The organism is Ensifer sp. Root127 (genome assembly GCF_001425225.1).
GTDB classification, from domain to species: domain Bacteria; phylum Pseudomonadota; class Alphaproteobacteria; order Rhizobiales; family Rhizobiaceae; genus Ensifer; species Ensifer canadensis.
In genome coordinates this window covers 1-17,295 of record NZ_LMDX01000025.1, presented here as the reverse complement: position 1 = coordinate 17,295, position 17,295 = coordinate 1, and the positions used below count along the sequence as shown (strand labels likewise).

10 protein-coding genes and 2 pseudogenes are annotated in these 17,295 nt (G+C 62.4%); 8 read left to right on the top strand and 4 right to left on the bottom strand.

Annotated features, from left to right (window positions below; all coding sequences use genetic code 11):
• Window positions 1-11: 11 nt before the first annotated feature.
• Window positions 12-525: pseudogene (locus tag ASD03_RS26000) on the top strand (SAM-dependent methyltransferase).
• Between the two features lie 4 nt (window positions 526-529).
• Here the strand turns inward: ASD03_RS26000 and ASD03_RS25995 are convergent.
• Window positions 530-738, bottom strand: a pseudogene (locus ASD03_RS25995) (molybdopterin-binding protein).
• Between the two features lie 91 nt (window positions 739-829).
• Complete coding sequence (locus tag ASD03_RS25990) at window positions 830-2,362, bottom strand: ABC-F family ATP-binding cassette domain-containing protein (RefSeq protein WP_025424541.1); 1,533 nt, start codon at window positions 2,360-2,362, stop codon at window positions 830-832.
• A gap of 704 nt (window positions 2,363-3,066) precedes the next feature.
• Here ASD03_RS25990 and ASD03_RS25985 point away from each other — a divergent pair.
• From ASD03_RS25985 to ASD03_RS25965, 5 genes are all read left to right on the top strand, one after another.
• Window positions 3,067-4,341 (top strand): aspartate kinase, encoded by a 1,275-nt coding sequence (locus tag ASD03_RS25985; protein WP_025424540.1) that lies wholly within the window; start codon window positions 3,067-3,069, stop codon window positions 4,339-4,341.
• A gap of 90 nt (window positions 4,342-4,431) precedes the next feature.
• Window positions 4,432-6,699, top strand: a complete 2,268-nt coding sequence (gene ptsP, locus ASD03_RS25980; protein ID WP_025424539.1) for a phosphoenolpyruvate--protein phosphotransferase — start codon at window positions 4,432-4,434, stop codon at window positions 6,697-6,699.
• A 71-nt stretch (window positions 6,700-6,770) separates the two neighbouring features.
• The gene (gene prfA, locus ASD03_RS25975; RefSeq protein ID WP_025424538.1) at window positions 6,771-7,853 is read left to right on the top strand and encodes a peptide chain release factor 1; all 1,083 of its coding nucleotides are present in this window, start codon (window positions 6,771-6,773) and stop codon (window positions 7,851-7,853) included.
• 5 nt (window positions 7,854-7,858) lie between these two features.
• A complete protein-coding gene (prmC, locus tag ASD03_RS25970) occupies window positions 7,859-8,728 on the top strand; it encodes a peptide chain release factor N(5)-glutamine methyltransferase (RefSeq protein WP_025424537.1) in 870 nt (289 codons plus the stop codon).
• Window positions 8,729-9,060: 332 nt separating this feature from the next.
• On the top strand, window positions 9,061-9,729 hold the full coding sequence (locus ASD03_RS25965) for a DUF4167 domain-containing protein (protein WP_025424536.1): 669 nt from the start codon (window positions 9,061-9,063) through the stop codon (window positions 9,727-9,729).
• Between the two features lie 293 nt (window positions 9,730-10,022).
• On the opposite strand, the gene ASD03_RS25960 is transcribed toward ASD03_RS25965, so the two are convergent.
• The gene (locus ASD03_RS25960) at window positions 10,023-10,604 is read right to left on the bottom strand and encodes a TetR/AcrR family transcriptional regulator (RefSeq protein ID WP_057210220.1); all 582 of its coding nucleotides are present in this window, start codon (window positions 10,602-10,604) and stop codon (window positions 10,023-10,025) included.
• Window positions 10,605-10,852: 248 nt separating this feature from the next.
• On the opposite strand from ASD03_RS25960, the gene ASD03_RS25955 reads away from it, so the two are divergent.
• Together ASD03_RS25955 and clpB are read left to right on the top strand one after the other, a co-directional pair.
• Window positions 10,853-11,860: a saccharopine dehydrogenase gene (locus tag ASD03_RS25955; protein WP_025428212.1), complete on the top strand. Its 1,008-nt coding sequence runs from the start codon at window positions 10,853-10,855 to the stop codon at window positions 11,858-11,860.
• 302 nt (window positions 11,861-12,162) lie between these two features.
• Entirely contained in the window at window positions 12,163-14,769 is a 2,607-nt protein-coding gene (clpB, locus tag ASD03_RS25950; protein ID WP_025428211.1) for an ATP-dependent chaperone ClpB, read from the top strand.
• Window positions 14,770-14,900: 131 nt separating this feature from the next.
• Here clpB and ASD03_RS25945 read toward each other — a convergent pair whose 3' ends face one another.
• Window positions 14,901-16,856, bottom strand: a complete 1,956-nt coding sequence (locus tag ASD03_RS25945) for a M23 family metallopeptidase (RefSeq protein ID WP_025428210.1) — start codon at window positions 16,854-16,856, stop codon at window positions 14,901-14,903.
• Between the last annotated feature and the right edge of the window lie 439 nt (window positions 16,857-17,295).

Sequence of the window (17,295 nt, the reverse complement as noted above, 5' to 3'; positions counted from 1 at the left end):
AGGAATACGAGATGGTTCGCGAAAACGAAATCCGGGAAAACGAAGTCTCGATCACGCCGCCGGAGGCAACCGATGCAGGGCTGACCTTCATCGGGCGCATTTCGACGCCCTGGGCGTCAAGGCTCGGCTGCCCGCGACAGGGGCGCCATGACGGGCCGATCTGCCGGATCGAGATCTTTTCGCCCTGGGTCGAGGCGCTGAAGGGCATCGAGCGGTTCGAGCGACTGGAGATCCTCTATTGGCTCGATCGATCGCGCCGCGACCTCGTGTTGCAGAGCCCCGCCAACAATGGCGAGACGCATGGCACCTTCGCCTTGCGCTCGCCAGTGCGGCCGAACCCGATCGGCACATCGATCGTGGCGCTCGAGGCGGTCGAAGACAATGTGCTTCTGGTGCGCGGCCTCGATTGCCTCGCTCATCGACCTGAAGCCCGATCGCACGCTGTTCAAGCCGATTGCACCGCCGCAGCCTGGTGATTTTGAAACCGGCGATGCCGGCACGACCCATTACTGCAAGAAGGCGTGATTGCTCAGTCGATCGCAACCATCACGTCGGAAGCCTTGATGACCCCGTAGGCGTCGCCGCCGACCTTGAGGCCGAGTTCGTCGACGGCTTCGTTGGTGATCGATGCCGTCAGATGGCTCCGCCGCCGAGATCGATGCGCACATGCGCGGTCGTCGCCCCTTTGACGACATCGACGATCTTGCCCTTGAAGCGGTTGCGTGCGCTGATTTTCATGGGTGGCTCCTCCGGTTCGACACGGAGATTAAGGGGGTAAGCACGCCCGTCAAACGGCGACGCGCCACAGCAGTCGCGCGTCGCCTGTCGATCAGGCCACATCGCCTTGTGCGGCCGCGGCGAAGAACGCCTCGGGATCTTCCACTTCGACGAGCCGCCGCTTCTCGATCAACCAGAAACGATTGCCGATGTTGCGCACGAAGCTGCGGTCGTGGGACACCAGCAGGCAGCTGACCTCGTTTTTCATCAACTCGTCTTCCAGCGCTTCCTGGCCCTCGATATCGAGATGGTTCGTCGGCTCGTCGAGCAGGTAGAAGTTGGGCTCGCGCAGGCGGAGCAGCAGCATCGCCAGACGCGCCTTCTGGCCGCCGGAGAGCCGGCCGACCGGTTTGTCCTGCATGTCGATGCCGACACCGGCGCCCGCCAGCAGCGAACGCACCTTCTGATCGCCGAGCGAGAACCGGCGGGAGAGGGCGACAAGCGGCGTTTCCTTGTCCGAAAGACCCGCGAGCGCCTGATCGCTGTAGCCGAGCACCAGGGAAGGCGTGGCTTTCAGCGTTTCGGGTCCGCGCTCCGGCTCCTCGATCGCAGTGCGGATGAGGTTGACCAGCCTTGTCTTGCCGGCGCCGTTTTCGCCGAGCAGGACAATACGGTCGCCCTGGCAGATCCAGCGTTTTCCCGTGCGAAACAGCGGAGTGCCATCGGGCGTTTCCACCTGGATATCATCGAGCGTCACCAGGATTTTTGCGTGGGTGCCGCGATTGGCGAGCCGGATTACACCGGCCGAACGCTCCTGGTGGGCGGGCTTGGCCGCATCCTCCAGCCGGTCGGCGCGCTGACGCAGCTGTTTGGTCTTTATCGTCAGCAGGTCGCTACCGGAGTTGATGCCGATGTTGTTGAGCTTGGCCGCCTGGCGACGCAATTGCTGCGCCACCTTCATGTCGCGCTGGTAGCGCCGCTCTTCCGAGGCGTCGAATTCATCGACGGCCGCACGCGCCTGCGAATAGGGGAGTGTAAAGACGGGCGATTGGTCTGGACGCAGAAACAGCGTGCGGTTGGTGGTAGCGTCGAGAAAGGCGCGGTCGTGGCTGGCGATCAGCACCGGCACGTCGCGCGGAAGCGCGTTCAACCAGGATTCGAGCCGGGCGATCTTGGCAAGGTCGAGATGGTTGGTCGGCTCGTCGAGGAGCAGCGCGTCGGGATCCGTGACCCAGACGCGGGCAAGGAGGGCCAGCCGCTGCCAGCCGCCGCTCAAGTCCGCGACGGCGCGCTCACGAAGGGCTTCGGGCACCTCGAGCGAATCGAGCACGATATCGACGCGCCAGCTTTCGCTGTCCGCCTGCTCGCTCGACAATGCCGAAAGAACCGCCGCATGGAACGACAACGGCAGCAGCTGCGCCGGCACGTTCTGCTCGACATGGCCGATGGTCAGGCCGCGTGAGCGGGTGATCTCGCCAGCCGTCGGCTCGAAGCTGCCGCCGATCGATCGGAGCAGAGTGGACTTGCCGCGCCCGTTGGCGGCGACGATGCCGAGGCGATCGCCGGCCGCGATCGAAAGGTTGAGATTGGAAAACAGCGACGTGCTGAGGGTGACGGCGAGGTTGCGGATATTGATCAAGGCCATGTTCGTTCGTTCTCTGGACTGCGCGAGCGACGGCAAACATCCGCGGGCGGCAATACATCTGCCGGGTTGGGCGGAGTGTCGGACCCGATGCACGATCGTGCAGTGTTCGGGCCGCTTCGGCTCGGTATGGAAAACGGCGCGGGCGTTCAAACCGAAACGGTTTTCAGCCGCACCACACTGGGGCAGACCAGGAGTAAGATTCGCGAGGACGCGAAGCGATTGTACCGGTCAGCCCTGCAAACGCATCTGCAGGGCGTTGACGGGGCCACGCTGGCGGTGGTGCCGGAAAAAAGTCATCACAACGCAGCCCTCCTTTCACAATCGAGTTGCGCGGAGTGTTTACCATCGACGCGAGCAGTTTTCAACGGGGTGACGGCGGCGGAGTGCGATCCAACACGGCTGTCCGCCCTAGATGCAAAGCTGCAACGCTTTTGGTGGGGCCTTCGTTGCGCCAGGCGACGTCGTTCAGCAATATTGTTGCCAGGCGTGCGGTCAGCTCGCTGGAACGGAGGCCTTATTCCTACCTTCTTGCCATTGCGCCTCGCCCCCCGATCCGCTAAGAGACGCCGCGACTTTCCGCTCCCCGAAGCGGTGATTGGCCGATGTCCGAGAAGTCTCCCAAGCTTTTTGATCGTCGGGCGCCGACGGGAGCGCTTTCCTGTCACGCGCGCTCGCGCGCAAACATCGGTACCGGTAGAGGCGAAATGGCACGCATCGTGATGAAATTCGGCGGAACTTCCGTCGCTGATTTGGACCGCATTCACAACGTTGCCCGCCATGTGAAACGTGAAGTCGACGCCGGCCACGAGGTCGCGGTCGTCGTTTCCGCCATGTCCGGCAAGACCAACGAACTGGTCGGCTGGGTACAGAACATGCCCAAGGTCGCCGGCAGCAATGCGCCGTTCTACGACGCGCGCGAATATGACGCCATCGTAGCGTCCGGCGAGCAGGTGACCTCGGGCCTGTTGGCGATCGCGCTGCAGTCGATGGGCATCAATGCGCGCTCCTGGCAGGGCTGGCAGATCCCGATCCGCACCGACAACGCCCATGGCGCCGCCCGCATCCTCGACATCGAGGGCGCCGACATCATCCGCCGCATGGGTGAGGGGCAGGTGGCCGTGGTCGCCGGTTTCCAGGGCCTTGGCCCGGACAACCGCCTGGCGACACTCGGTCGCGGCGGCTCCGACACGTCGGCCGTTGCGATTGCCGCCGCCGTCAAGGCCGACCGTTGCGATATCTATACCGACGTCGATGGCGTCTACACCACCGACCCGCGCATCGAGCCGAAGGCGCGGCGTCTGAAAAAGATCGCGTTCGAGGAAATGCTGGAAATGGCATCGCTCGGCGCCAAGGTGCTGCAGGTGCGCTCCGTCGAGCTCGCCATGGTGCACAAGGTCCGTACCTTCGTGCGCTCGTCTTTCGAGGATCCCGATGCGCCGGGCATGGGTGACCTTCTCAATCCGCCCGGCACGCTGATTTGTGATGAGGAAGAAATCGTGGAACAGGAAGTCGTAACCGGCATTGCCTATGCCAAGGATGAAGCCCAGATTTCGCTGCGCCGTCTTGCCGACCGGCCGGGCGTTTCCGCCGCGATCTTCGGGCCATTGGCCGAAGCCCATATCAATGTCGACATGATCGTCCAGAACATCTCGGAAGATGGTTCGAAGACCGACATGACCTTCACCGTTCCGTCCGGCGATGTCGACAAGGCGCTGAGGGTGCTCGGCGACAACAAGGAAAAGATCGGCTACGACGTGATCCAGTCGGAAGCTGGCCTGGTCAAGGTCTCTGTCATCGGCATCGGCATGCGCAGCCACGCCGGCGTTGCCGCATCGGCATTCCGTGCGCTCGCCGACAAGGGCATCAACATCAAGGCGATCACGACCTCCGAAATCAAGATCTCGATCCTGATCGACGGACCCTATGCCGAATTGGCAGTTCGCACTTTGCATTCCGCCTACGGTCTCGATAAGAGTTAACCCACAGGTGACTGATTTGGGATTCGCGGCCGTTTCGGCTGCGAATTCGTCCGCCGCCGTCGTCTACTCTTTTTCGGGGGACCCCACGCGATGAGAGACCTTTCCGCAGGTCCGCGCGTTCTCCTCAAGCGGTTGCGCGAACTGATGGCGGAACCGCTCGAGCCACAGGAGCGCCTTGACCGGATCGTGCGCCAGATCGCACAGAACATGGTCGCGGAAGTGTGTTCGGTCTATGTGCTGCGTTCCGACGGCGTGCTCGAACTCTACGCGACCGAAGGTCTGAACAAGACCGCCGTCCACCTGGCGCAGTTGAAGATGGGGCAGGGCCTCGTCGGCACGATTGCCGCGTCCGCACGTCCGCTCAACCTGTCCGACGCCCAGGCGCATCCGGCCTTTACCTACCTGCCGGAAACCGGCGAAGAGATCTATCACTCGTTCCTCGGCGTGCCGATCCTGCGCACGGGTCGGGCGCTCGGCGTTCTCGTCGTGCAGAACAAGGCGATGCGCAACTACCGCGAAGACGAGGTCGAGGCGCTGGAAACCACCGCCATGGTTCTCGCCGAGATGGTGGCGACCGGCGAGTTGAAGAAAATCACCAAGCCCGGCCTCGAACTCGATCTGTCCCGGCCGGTCTCGATCGACGGCAACAGCTATGGCGAAGGCATCGGCCTCGGTTATGTCGTGCTGCACGAGCCGAGGATCGTCGTCACCAATCTTCTGAACGAGGATACTGACCAGGAATTGCAGCGGCTTGCCGAGGCTCTGGGGTCATTGCGTATCTCGATCGACGACATGCTATCGCGTCGCGAAGTGTCGATGGAGGGCGAGCACCGAGCGGTGCTTGAGACCTATCGCATGTTTGCCCATGACCGCGGCTGGGTGCGGAAGCTGGAAGAGGCGATCCGCAACGGCCTGACGGCGGAAGCTGCCGTCGAACGGGTGCAGAGCGAGACCAAGGCGCGGATGATCCGGCTGACCGATCCCTATTTGCGCGAGCGCATGCATGATTTCGACGATCTCGCCAACCGGCTGCTGCGCCAGCTTTCGGGCTATGGCGCCAAGCTTTCGGCGAGCGACTTCCCGACCGATGCGGTGATCGTTGCCCGGGCCATGGGTGCCGCCGAACTTCTCGACTATCCGCGCGAAAACGTCCGCGGCCTGGTCCTTGAGGAAGGGGCCGTCACCAGCCACGTGGTCATCGTCGCCCGCGCCATGGGCATTCCGGTCGTCGGACAGGCGGCGGGTGCTGTCGCGCTTGCGGAAAACCGCGATGCCGTCATCATCGATGGCGACGATGCCAAGGTGCATCTGCGGCCGTTGGCCGACCTGCAGCGCGCCTACGAGGAAAAGGTACGGTTCCGCGCCCGCCGGCAGGCTCAGTTCCGCGCGCTCAAGGATGTCGAACCGCTGACCAAGGACGGCAAGCGCATCACCTTGCAGATGAACGCTGGCCTTTTGGTCGACCTGCCGCATCTGAACGAAGCGGGTGCCGAGGGCATCGGCCTTTTCCGCACCGAACTGCAGTTCATGATCGCCTCGACGATGCCGAAGGCGGAAGAGCAGGAAGCCTTCTACCGCAGCGTTCTGAAGCAGACCGGCGGCAAGCCGGTGACTTTCCGCACGCTCGATATTGGCGGCGACAAGGTGGTTCCCTATTTCCGCGCGGCGGAAGAGGAAAATCCGGCACTCGGATGGCGGGCGATCCGCCTTTCGCTGGATCGGCCCGGCCTGCTGCGCACTCAGCTGCGCGCCATGCTGCGTGCGGCTGCCGGTCTCGAGCTGAAATTGATGCTGCCGATGGTGACCGAGGTCTCGGAGCTGAAGGAAGCGCGCGAGCTTTTGCAAAAGGAAATCGAGCGTCAGTCGAAGCTCGGCGAACAGCTGCCGCGCAAGCTGCAGTTCGGCGCCATGCTGGAAGTGCCGGCGCTGCTGTGGCAGCTGGACGAACTGATGAGCGAGGTGGACTTCGTCTCGGTCGGCTCGAACGATCTGTTCCAGTTCGCCATGGCAGTCGATCGCGGCAACGCCCGCGTTTCCGATCGCTTCGACGTGCTTGGCCGGCCCTTCCTCAGGATCCTGCGCGATATCGTGCGCGGCGGCGAGCGACATCAGACGCCGGTGACGCTGTGCGGTGAGATGGCGAGCAAGCCACTGTCCGCCATGGCGCTGCTCGGTCTCGGCTACCGCTCGGTGTCGATGTCGCCGACGGCGGTCGGTCCGATCAAGGCGATGCTCCTGGCCCTCGATGCCGACAAGCTCGGCGAGGTACTGAACGCGGCGCTCGACGACACCCGCGACCCGACGCCTGTTCGCCAGATCCTCATCGACTTCGCCGCGGCAAACGGCATCCCGGTTTAGATAGATTTGAAGCGCTTTTGTCCTCGTCCGGGCTATGATCCGGGCGAGGCGTAGCGCATTTGGAGTGACACTTGGCAAAGCTTCCCATTGAGAAAATGCGCGAACTGGAACGGCGGTTCGGCGAGATCGAGGCCCGCATGTCGGCGGGGCCAGCGGCCGACGTCTATGTGAAGCTGGCGTCGGAATATTCCGAACTGCAGCCGGTGGTGACCAAGATCCGCGCCTATGAGAAGGCGACGGCCGAGCTTGCCGATATCAATGCCATGTTGGCCGACAGGACGACTGACAAGGACATGCGCGACCTGGCCGAGATGGAAAAGCCTGAGGTCGTCGAGGCAATCGAGCAGCTGGAGCAGGAAATCCAGATCCTGCTCTTGCCGAAGGATGCAGCCGACGAAAAGAGCGCTATCCTCGAAATCCGCGCCGGAACCGGCGGTTCGGAGGCAGCGCTGTTTGCCGGCGATCTTTTCCGGATGTACGAGCGTTACGCTGCGGCCAAGGGCTGGCGGGTCGAAGTGCTTTCGGCGAGCGAGGGTGAAGCCGGCGGATTCAAGGAAATCATCGCCACCGTCTCCGGCCGCGGCGTGTTTGCGCGGCTGAAGTTCGAGTCGGGTGTGCACCGCGTTCAGCGCGTGCCGGATACCGAGGCGAGCGGACGCATCCACACCTCGGCGGCAACCGTCGCCGTACTGCCGGAAGCCGAGGAAATCGACATCGAGGTTCGGCCCGAGGACATCCGCATCGACACCATGCGCTCGTCAGGTGCTGGCGGACAGCACGTCAACACGACGGACTCCGCCGTGCGCATCACCCACCTTCCGACCGGCCTCGTCGTCACAAGTTCGGAAAAGTCGCAGCACCAGAACCGCGCCAAGGCGATGCAGGTGCTGCGTTCGCGGCTCTATGACATGGAACGCCAGCGCGCCGACAGCGAGCGTTCGGCCGATCGCAAGAGCCAGGTCGGCTCCGGCGACCGCTCTGAGCGCATTCGCACCTACAATTTTCCGCAGGGGCGCATTACGGATCACCGCATCAACCTGACGCTCTATAAGCTCGACCGGATGATGATGGGCGAAATCGACGAAGTGGTCGATGCGCTGCTGGCCGATTACCAGGCGAGCCAGTTGGCTCTTCTGGGCGAGCAGCGGGGCTGATGGCGATGACGGCCACGCTCGCGCGCCTCGTGGTGGAAAGCCGGGATCGCCTGACGGCCGCCGGCATCGAACACGCTGCGCTCGACGCGCGTCATCTGGTTTCGGGCGTGCTCGGGCTTTCGTTGACCGATGTCGTGACGCGCGGCAGGGACCTGGTCACGGAGGCCGACGTTGCCAGGGTGAGGGCTGCCGTCGAGCGGCGGAGCGCGCGCGAACCCGTCTACCGCATTCTCGGCGAGCGGGAGTTCTTTGGCCTGCCGCTCAAGCTGTCGCGTGAAACGCTGGAGCCGAGGCCGGATACGGAAACGCTCGTCGATCGCATGATCCCGTATCTGCGCCGCACCGTTGCAACGAAGGGCAGCTGCCGGCTCGTCGATCTCGGCACGGGCACCGGGGCGATCTGCCTGGCGTTGCTTGCCACGGTTCTTGAAGCGCGCGGAACGGCTACCGATATATCTGAGGACGCGTTGGCGACGGCGAGCGCAAATGCCGAGGCGCTTGGCCTTTCGGGTCGTTTCGAGGCTGTGCGCAGCAACTGGTTCGACAAGGTGGAGGGTCGCTTCGACGCCATCGTCTCAAATCCGCCTTATATACCGTCCAATGTCGTCGCAGAGCTTGAGCCGGAGGTGCGATTGCACGATCCTGCCGCAGCGCTCGATGGCGGAGACGACGGCCTTGATGCCTATCGTGCCATCGCCCTTCAGGCCGGTCATCATCTTGAGACAAACGGCGTGATAGGCTTGGAAATCGGTTTCGATCAGAAAGAGGCGGTTGCGGCATTGTTTAGTGCCGAGAACTTCCGTTTGCGCGAAGAAGCCAAGGATTTGGGCGGCAACGACCGGGTTCTGATCTTTGAGCGTAGCTTCGACCGTTGAAAAAATGCTGCACTGGCGCATCTTCTTTCTTGCTGACGCAAAGAAAGGGCTTGGAATCCCAGAGGAAGCGGGCTAGTTTGCCCGCGCACTGGGCAGATGGTCATGGACCTAAGATTCGTTCCGGTATGACCTGGCCACGGGGATTGCTCTCAAGAAAGAGTTGCTAGGGTTCAACAGTGCCTTGTGCAGGTACCTGTTAATTTGACGCCAGTCGGCGCCGAAGCCGCCAATGTGCGGGCTCACCGGCGCACGCTCTGTCGGGCGCGGACAGATCCGGCCGGAAGACGAAACCACATGATCATCATTATCAAGAGAATTCGGGTGAATGTACTATGAGGCCAGGACAGCAAAACAAGCGCGGCCGCGGGCGGAATAACAACAATAACAACAACAATAACAACAGTGGAAATAACAACAATCATAACCGCAAGGGATCAAATCCCCTGACGCGGACCTATGATAGTTCTGGTCCGGACGTGAAGATTCGCGGTACCGCGCAGCATATCGCCGAGAAATACTCGGCACTTGCTCGTGATGCGCAGAGCTCCGGCGACCGTGTCATCGCTGAAAACTACCTTCAGCATGCCGAGCATTACAACCGCATCATTGCAGCCGCACAGGCGCAGATGCAGGATCGCTTCCAGCGCGAAGAACGCCAGGATTTCCGCGGGCAGGACGCCAACGACCAGGATCAGGATCAGGATCAGGACGATCTGGATCAGGGCTACGCCGACGAAGCGCCGGTCCACGTTGTAGCCGCTCCCGCTCCTGTCGTTATCGAGCAGCAGCCGGTGATCGACGGTTCGGGCCCGCAGCCCGTCATCGAAGGCACGCCGGCCGAAGTGGCTATGGAAGAAGAAACGCCAGCGGCTTCCGGCCGTGCGGCCTCGCGTCGCCGCAGCGCGCCGCGCCCGCGCCGTCCGCGCCGCACTGCAGCCGATGAAGGCGAAGCGTCAGGCGACGCGCCTCCGGAAGCGCCGGCACTGGCTGAGTCCGAGTAAGTCTTCCTACAGCGCCGCGCGTCTTATTGGATGCGCAAAGGTCGCTGTAGCACTTTGAATGGCTGCATGTTTTGATCGTTAAATCGAATAGGATTTAAGGAAACATGCAGTTGGGCGGCGTATGCGGCGCGGCAGAAGCGAACATCAAAAGCCCGGTCCGCTCTGCGGCCGGGTTTTTTGTTGCCGGAATTTTGCTCGGAAGACTGCGGACGCTGAAGCGCACCATAATCGCTAGGGCTGGCGATCGTCCCGTGCCGCACGCTCCATTGATCGCCGGCTTCTGGCGTTGTCCATCAGCCGACAGCTTTGACAATCAAGGCTGCGAGATTGGTGGCCGCATCGTCCTCGGTCGTTCGCCCCCGGACGAACTCCCGGGCAATCGCCTCCGCAGCACCGGCAATGCCCGCGCAACGCAGGCGCAGATCATCTTCGGTGAGGGTGGAGAAAGGTGCGATGGCTGCGCCGATGAGCGCGACATAGTCATCGGCGAGTTCCTGCTGCACGCGGTCCATCTCGGCATTGCCACGCAGGGCGCCTGACATCGCCTGCCATTCCGAACCGCTTTCGACGGCACATCCGATGTAGACGGCGCTGATGATGCCGGCGACGGATGCAAGATCGGCCGGGGCGTCCAGCAGCGCTTTCTTCAGCTTATCGGTATGGCGCTCCTCGATCTCGCGCGAAAGCGCGATCAGCAGCCCCTCGCGGGTTCCGAAGTGCTCATAGGCGATCGGCTTGCTGACGCCGGCGCGCTCGGCCAGGTGGCCGAGGGTGAGGGCGTCCGCGCCGCATTCCCGCAAAATTTCCTTGGAGGTTTCGATGAGCTGGGCACGCCGTTCGGGCTTGGCTAGTTTCCTGATCGCCGTTTTCTCCATCGGCTGCTCTCCTCGGGTCGTCCACACTGCCGCATGTTTCCTTAAATCCTATTCGATTTAAGGATCAAAGCATGCAGCCATTCAAAGTGCTACAGCGACCTTTGCGCGTCTAATAAGACGCGCGGCGCTCTAGGCGATAAAATATCCCAATCCCTTGACGGGGCGCGTTTGCTACTTATCTACCGATGGTAACTTACTAATCGTAGGTTGGCAAAATGCCACCTTCTTTCCGTCTAGGAGATATGAACATGTCGAGCAAGTTCTCACCCGTGCTGATCATCGGCGGCTCGGGCGTCGTCGGGTCGCAGGCGGCGAAGGCGATCCGCAGGCTGCATCCCGATCTGCCGCTGGCAATCGGCGGTCGTGATCTTTCCCGGGCGCAGGCCGTCGCGAGCGAGGTCGGTGGAGCGACCGGTGTGCGTGTTGATCTCGACCGCGCCGATCTCGGTCTTGACGACAAGGACGCCTTCAGCGCCGTGGTGATCTTCGTCAAGGACGAAAGGCTGACCTCAATGCGATATGCGCAGGGCAGGGGAATACCGTATATCAGCCTCTCCAGCGGAACGTTCGAGATCGGGCCCGAGGTTGCCCAGTATATCCATGCACCGGACAAGGCGCCGATCCTGCTCGCCAGCCATTGGCTTGCCGGGGCTGCGATCTTCCCGGTGCTCGAAGCGCTTTCGTCCTACGAGACCGTTGACGCGATCCGTATCGGCGTCCTGCTCGATGAGGAGGACATGGGCGGGCCAGCGGCACTTGCCGATTACAACCGCATCACCGGCAACGCGCCGGCATCGCTGACGGTCAAGGACGGCAAGCTGCATTGGGCGAGCGGGCAGGAAGCAAGCGCGCGCTACAAAAGTGTCGATGGTGTCGAGCTTGATGCTGCCGCCTATTCGCCCTTCGACGTCATGGCGCTGGCCACACGTACCGGCGCCAGGGAGATCCGGCTGGATCTTGCCTACAGCGTCTCTGCCAGTCGGCGGCGCGGCGAGCCATTTTCGACGGAGATCACGCTCGAGATCGAGGGGCAGTCGAAAGACGGAGAGTGGGTCTCGCGCCGGCATGAGATCGTGCATCCGCAGGGCCAGGCCCCGCTGACAGCGCTCGGCGTCGCGCTTGCGGTCGAGCGCATGCTCGGTCTGTCCGGGGGCGAAGCGCCAAAGGCCGGTCTCTACCTGCCGGAAGTTTTGATCGAGCCCGCTTACTACGTCTCCCGCATGAAGGAGTTCGGCACGTCGTTTGCCGATCGCTGATCTCAGGGCCGCAGCCGCAGCGCGTTCGCCCGACGCGGCACGGCAATGCCCTGCATCCAAAAGCCGACGGCCGCGCATCGTAAAGACGCGTGGCCGTTTTCGTCCTTCGCAAGATTTCCTAATTGCGACATGCAATCAGCCCTTTAATTTCGAAATTCGCTGCCCCATATTCGCTTCGGACGTGTTGATCCCGCGCAAGGTGTGGATCGACGCCCGATGACAGGTTCGCCGAATGCGGGAACCTGATCCTGAAACACCAGCGGGTGCCGCGTGACGGGCCTGGTGGGCTATGGAGGTAAAGTATGAATATCGAGAAATATTCCGAACGCGTGCGCGGTTTCCTGCAATCGGCGCAGACCTATGCGCTGGCGCAGGGACATCAGCAGTTCACGCCCGAGCATGTGCTGAAAGTGCTGCTCGACGACGACCAGGGCATGGCCGCTTCGCTGATCGAGCGGGCTGGCGGCGACGCGCGCGAAGCGCGCGCCGGCAATGATGCTGCACTCGCCAAACTGCCGAAGGTTTCCGGCGGCAACGGTTCCGTCTATCTGTCGCAGCCGCTCGCTCGCGTCTTTTCGAGTGCGGAAGAAGCGGCCAAGAAAGCCGGCGACAGCTTCGTCACCGTTGAACGCCTGCTGGTGGCCTTGGCGATCGAAAGCTCTGCTGCCACGGCCGACGTCCTGAAGAAGGCCGGCGTGACGCCGACCAAGCTCAACCAAGTCATCAACGATATTCGCAAGGGCCGCACCGCCGACAGTTCCAATGCCGAGCAGGGGTTCGACAGCCTGAAGAAATATGCCCGTGACCTGACGGCCGATGCGCGCGAAGGCAAGCTCGACCCGGTGATCGGCCGTGACGACGAAATCCGTCGCACGATTCAGGTGCTGTCGCGCCGGACCAAGAACAATCCGGTCCTGATCGGTGAGCCCGGCGTCGGCAAGACGGCGATTGCCGAGGGCCTCGCCCTGCGCATCGTCAATGGCGACGTCCCGGAGAGCCTGAAGGACAAGCGGCTGATGGCGCTCGACATGGGCGCGTTGATCGCAGGCGCGAAGTTCCGCGGCGAGTTCGAAGAGCGGCTGAAGGCCGTGCTCAACGAAGTGCAGGCGGAAAACGGCGAGATCATCCTGTTCATCGACGAAATGCACACGCTGGTCGGTGCCGGCAAGGCGGAAGGGGCGATGGATGCCTCCAACTTGCTGAAGCCTGCGCTTGCGCGCGGCGAGCTGCATTGCGTCGGCGCGACCACGCTCGACGAATACCGCAAGCACGTCGAGAAGGACGCAGCCCTTGCCCGCCGCTTCCAGCCAGTGATGGTCGAGGAGCCGACAGTCGAGGACACGATCTCGATCCTGCGTGGCCTGAAGGAAAAATACGAGCAGCACCACAAGGTGCGGATTTCCGATTCCGCGCTGGTTGCCGCCGCTACGCTGTCCAACCGCTACATCACCGACCGGTTTCTGCCGGACAAGGCGATCGACCTGATGGACGAGGCGGCCTCGCGTCTGCGCATGCAGGTGGATTCCAAGCCTGAAGAGCTCGACGAACTCGATCGCCGCATCATGCAGCTGAAGATCGAGCGCGAAGCGCTGAAGAAGGAAACCGACACCTCGTCGAAGGACCGGCTGGAAAAGCTCGAGCTCGATCTGGTCTCGCTCGAAGAGCAGGCATCGGCGCTGACGGCCCGTTGGCAGGCGGAAAAGCAGAAGCTTGGCCGCGCCGCCGACCTTAAGAAGCAGCTCGATGAAGCCCGTAACGAACTGGCGATCGTCCAGCGCAAGGGTGAGTTCCAGCGCGCCGGAGAGCTGACCTATGGCGTCATCCCCAAGCTCGAGAAAGAGCTTTCCGACGCCGAAAGCCAGGAGAACGCCAACGCCAATCCGATGGTGCAGGAGGTCGTCACCCCCGACAACATCGCCCATGTGGTTTCGCGTTGGACCGGTATCCCGGTTGACAAGATGCTGGAAGGCGAACGCGACAAGCTGCTGCGGATGGAAGACGAACTGGCGAAATGGGTCGTCGGCCAGGGCGATGCCGTCCAGGCGGTATCGCGTGCCGTTCGCCGTGCCCGTGCCGGCCTGCAGGATCCGAACCGGCCGATCGGCTCGTTCATCTTCCTCGGCCCGACCGGGGTGGGCAAGACCGAGCTGACCAAGGCGCTCGCCCGCTTTCTGTTCGACGACGAGAGCGCGCTGCTGCGTGTCGACATGTCGGAATACATGGAGAAGCACTCCGTTGCCCGGCTGATCGGCGCACCTCCCGGCTATGTCGGTTACGAGGAAGGCGGAGCGCTGACCGAATCCGTCCGCCGCCGGCCCTATCAGGTCGTGCTGTTCGACGAAATTGAGAAGGCGCATCCGGATGTCTTCAACGTGCTGCTGCAGGTGCTCGACGACGGCCGCCTGACCGATGGTCAGGGTCGCACCGTCGACTTCCGCAACACGATGATCATCATGACCTCGAACCTGGGTGCGGAATATCTGACCGGCCTTGGCGAAGACGAGGACAGCGATGTCGTTCGCGACCAGGTGATGGACGTCGTCAAGTCGGCCTTCCGGCCGGAGTTCCTGAACCGCGTCGACGAGATCATCCTGTTCCACAGGCTGCGTCGCTCGGAAATGGGCGCGATCGTCGATATCCAGCTCGCACGGCTGCTCAAGCTGCTTGCCGAGCGCAAGATCACGCTGGAACTGGAAGATGACGCCCGGACGTTCCTGGCCGAAAAGGGCTACGATCCCGCCTATGGCGCTCGGCCCCTGAAGCGGACGATCCAGAGGTATCTTCAGGATCCGCTGGCCGAGAAGATCCTTCAGGGCGAGTTCCCGGATGGATCCACTATCAAGGTTCTTGCCGGCTCCGACCGCCTGAACTTCAAGCGTGGCGCCGGCTCGGAAAGAGAAGCCGCCTAAACCGCAGAAACTTGAAAAGGCCGCCCTTCGGGGCGGCCTTTTTCGTTCATGCCTAGGAATTCTGTTGCTGTGGGGATCGCGGTGACCGCCTCTCGAAGCGTTAGCCGTCGACGAAGGGGGGATCTCACTGGCTACTTGCTGGCCACTTCGCTGCCGTTGCCGTCCTTGTTCAGCAACTCGTCGATGCGGTCGCGTTCCTTCTCGAACTTCGCAAGCGCGTCACCACCCAGTGATTTGCCGCCCGGCAGGCGGATGCGCAGCGGATCGACCTTGTTGCCGTTGACGATCAGCTCGTAGTGCAGATGCGGACCGGTCGAAAGACCTGTCGTGCCGACCCAGCCGATCACCTGGCCCTGAACCACTTTCGCCCCGGCCTTGACGGTCTTGGCGATCGCGCTCTGGTGATTGTAGGAGGAGACGTAACCGTTGGCGTGGCGGATCAGCGTTTGGTTGCCGTATCCGCCGGAATCCCAGCCAGCCTTCTCCACCGTGCCGTTGCCGGCGGCGATGATCGGCGTGCCGCGGGGGGCCGCCCAATCGACGCCGGTGTGCATACGCGAGAAGCCGAGGATCGGGTGGCGGCGCATGCCGAAGCCGGAGCGGAAGTGGCCGTTCGGCACGGGGTTGCGCAGCAGGAACTGGCGGATGCTCTTGCCTTCGCCGTTGAAGTAGTCGATCGAATTGTCGTCCGGATCCTGGAAACGGTAGAAGGTCGTCTCGGCATCGCCGAACTTCGCCTTGACGTAAAGCAGTTCGGAATCCGCCGTCGCCAAGCCGCGATCGTCGGTGACCGAGAAGAAGGCTTCGAGCGAATCCGTCGGCTTCAGCTGCGCCTGGAAGTCGACATTGCTGGCGAGCAGCTTGACGACGAGCCCGACCATGTCGGCGTTCATGCCGTAGGAGAGCGCGGCGCGATAGATACCGTCATAGACGCGCGGCAAATCGTGGGTGCTGGTGATCGTCGGCGTGCCGTTGTCGTCGAAGGCGGTCGCGACCGCGTCGAGCTTGGGCGGTTCGGCGCCGGGAACGAAGCGGCCGTTGTCGTCGACGGCCATCGTCAGCACATGGCGGTTGCGCGAATAGATGGTGGCGCGGACGATGCGGGCTTCTTCGCCCTTCTGGATGATGCCGATGCGCAGGACGTCGCCGTCGTTGAGTTCCTTGGCGCCGAGCGCTTCGCCGATATAGCCGGCAGCATCTTCGGCCTGCGCCTTGGCGTAGCCGGCATTGACCATGGCGGTCGCGATGTCGGTCTTGCGGCGCACCGGAATGATGTCGTCGGCATACTCAGTGCTTTGTTCGTTGATGCTCTCGTAAGCCGCATCGCTCTTGTTTTGCTCGACGATGCGTGCGGTCAGGCCCTGGAGAAGATCGAGACCGTCGCTATCGGAGGCGAAACGCTGCGGGTCAACATAGAAGAGCGAAGCGACCTGGGTGCTGCCCTCGGTCAGGACCGAACCGTTGGTGCGAACATTCTCCTCGACCTCGTCGAGAGACATCGAGTTGTCGAAGGTCAGGCTGGAGCCTTTGATCGGAAAATCGACCGTTTTCAGCGCCACTTCGGAATCGACGTTGGAGCCGTAGAGCGTGCCGGTACGCGCGACCTGCGGTTCGGCATCGGCGTCGTCGGTGGAGAAGATCGCCAGCGGATCGAAGTCCGGATAGCTGTCGGAAACCTGGTGGTTGGCGGCAAGCGCCATCTTGACGTGAACGAAGGGCTGTTTGCGCACCACTTCCTTCTCGCCGTCATGGATCATCGTCGAGACTTCCATGACGGTCTTGTCAGCCGGCTTGGCAACGATGTTGGGCGAAAGGATGCGGCTGCCGCGCTTGGCATTGACTGGGGCGTTGCCGCCGTTCGATGCGTCGAGTGCTGCGTAGGCTTCGGCCGGGATTGCCAGCTGCTGGCGACCGTCAAGCGCTGCAAAAAGCGCGACGCCCATAAGAAGGCTGGAGGTGATGCCGGTCAGGAAGGTGCCGGAAAGCCAGCGCAACGAAATCTCGCGTCTGTCCGGTGCGCGCCGGCCGTCCGCAAGGATCGGCGGTTGGTCGCCGAGCGACCGGACCATTTTCTTGTCGGTGATCATTCCGAGCTGGGGGCCCCTGATTTGTCTTGCCGTATTCTTGCAGGCGATACGTTGCGCGAAGATGTGCATCTTTCGCACACGGGAGTCAAATCCATGAGGGGAGGACAGGTGAGGGGGTGCACACCCTATAATATGTGCATCCGCGTTCCCCAGGCGCCCCCGCGTGACGCACCGATAATTTCGCTTAGATCGGTGGATTGTGAAGAAGTAAGGGCCAAAATGTGTCTCCACAGGCCGTTCGGAGGCGTCCGAAAGTTTTTTCGGAGTGAAAAGCCCGCATTTCCGGGCTTTGTCAGAAAACTGTCATTTATTTTGAAATTGCCTGTTGACGTGTTCGATGTGTGGGGTCTATAAGCCCGATCACTGAACGAGGGCGGCGGCGCTGCTGGCGACGATGTCCTTCGTTTTAAGGTTTCCTTGATTGGCGGATGCTGATTGG

Bases quoted from the DNA above. Each gene is read 5' to 3' on its own strand.
- clpB (WP_025428211.1), top strand. From the start codon at position 12,163: ATGAATATCGAGAAATATTCCGAACGCGTGCGCGGTTTCCTGCAATCG.
- ptsP (WP_025424539.1), top strand. From the start codon at position 4,432: ATGAGAGACCTTTCCGCAGGTCCGCGCGTTCTCCTCAAGCGGTTGCGC.
- ASD03_RS25990 (WP_025424541.1), bottom strand. From the start codon at position 2,362: ATGGCCTTGATCAATATCCGCAACCTCGCCGTCACCCTCAGCACGTCG.
- ASD03_RS25955 (WP_025428212.1), top strand. From the start codon at position 10,853: ATGTCGAGCAAGTTCTCACCCGTGCTGATCATCGGCGGCTCGGGCGTC.
- ASD03_RS25945 (WP_025428210.1), bottom strand. From the start codon at position 16,856: ATGATCACCGACAAGAAAATGGTCCGGTCGCTCGGCGACCAACCGCCG.
- ASD03_RS25960 (WP_057210220.1), bottom strand. From the start codon at position 10,604: ATGGAGAAAACGGCGATCAGGAAACTAGCCAAGCCCGAACGGCGTGCC.
- ASD03_RS25985 (WP_025424540.1), top strand. From the start codon at position 3,067: ATGGCACGCATCGTGATGAAATTCGGCGGAACTTCCGTCGCTGATTTG.
- ASD03_RS25965 (WP_025424536.1), top strand. From the start codon at position 9,061: ATGAGGCCAGGACAGCAAAACAAGCGCGGCCGCGGGCGGAATAACAAC.
- prmC (WP_025424537.1), top strand. From the start codon at position 7,859: ATGACGGCCACGCTCGCGCGCCTCGTGGTGGAAAGCCGGGATCGCCTG.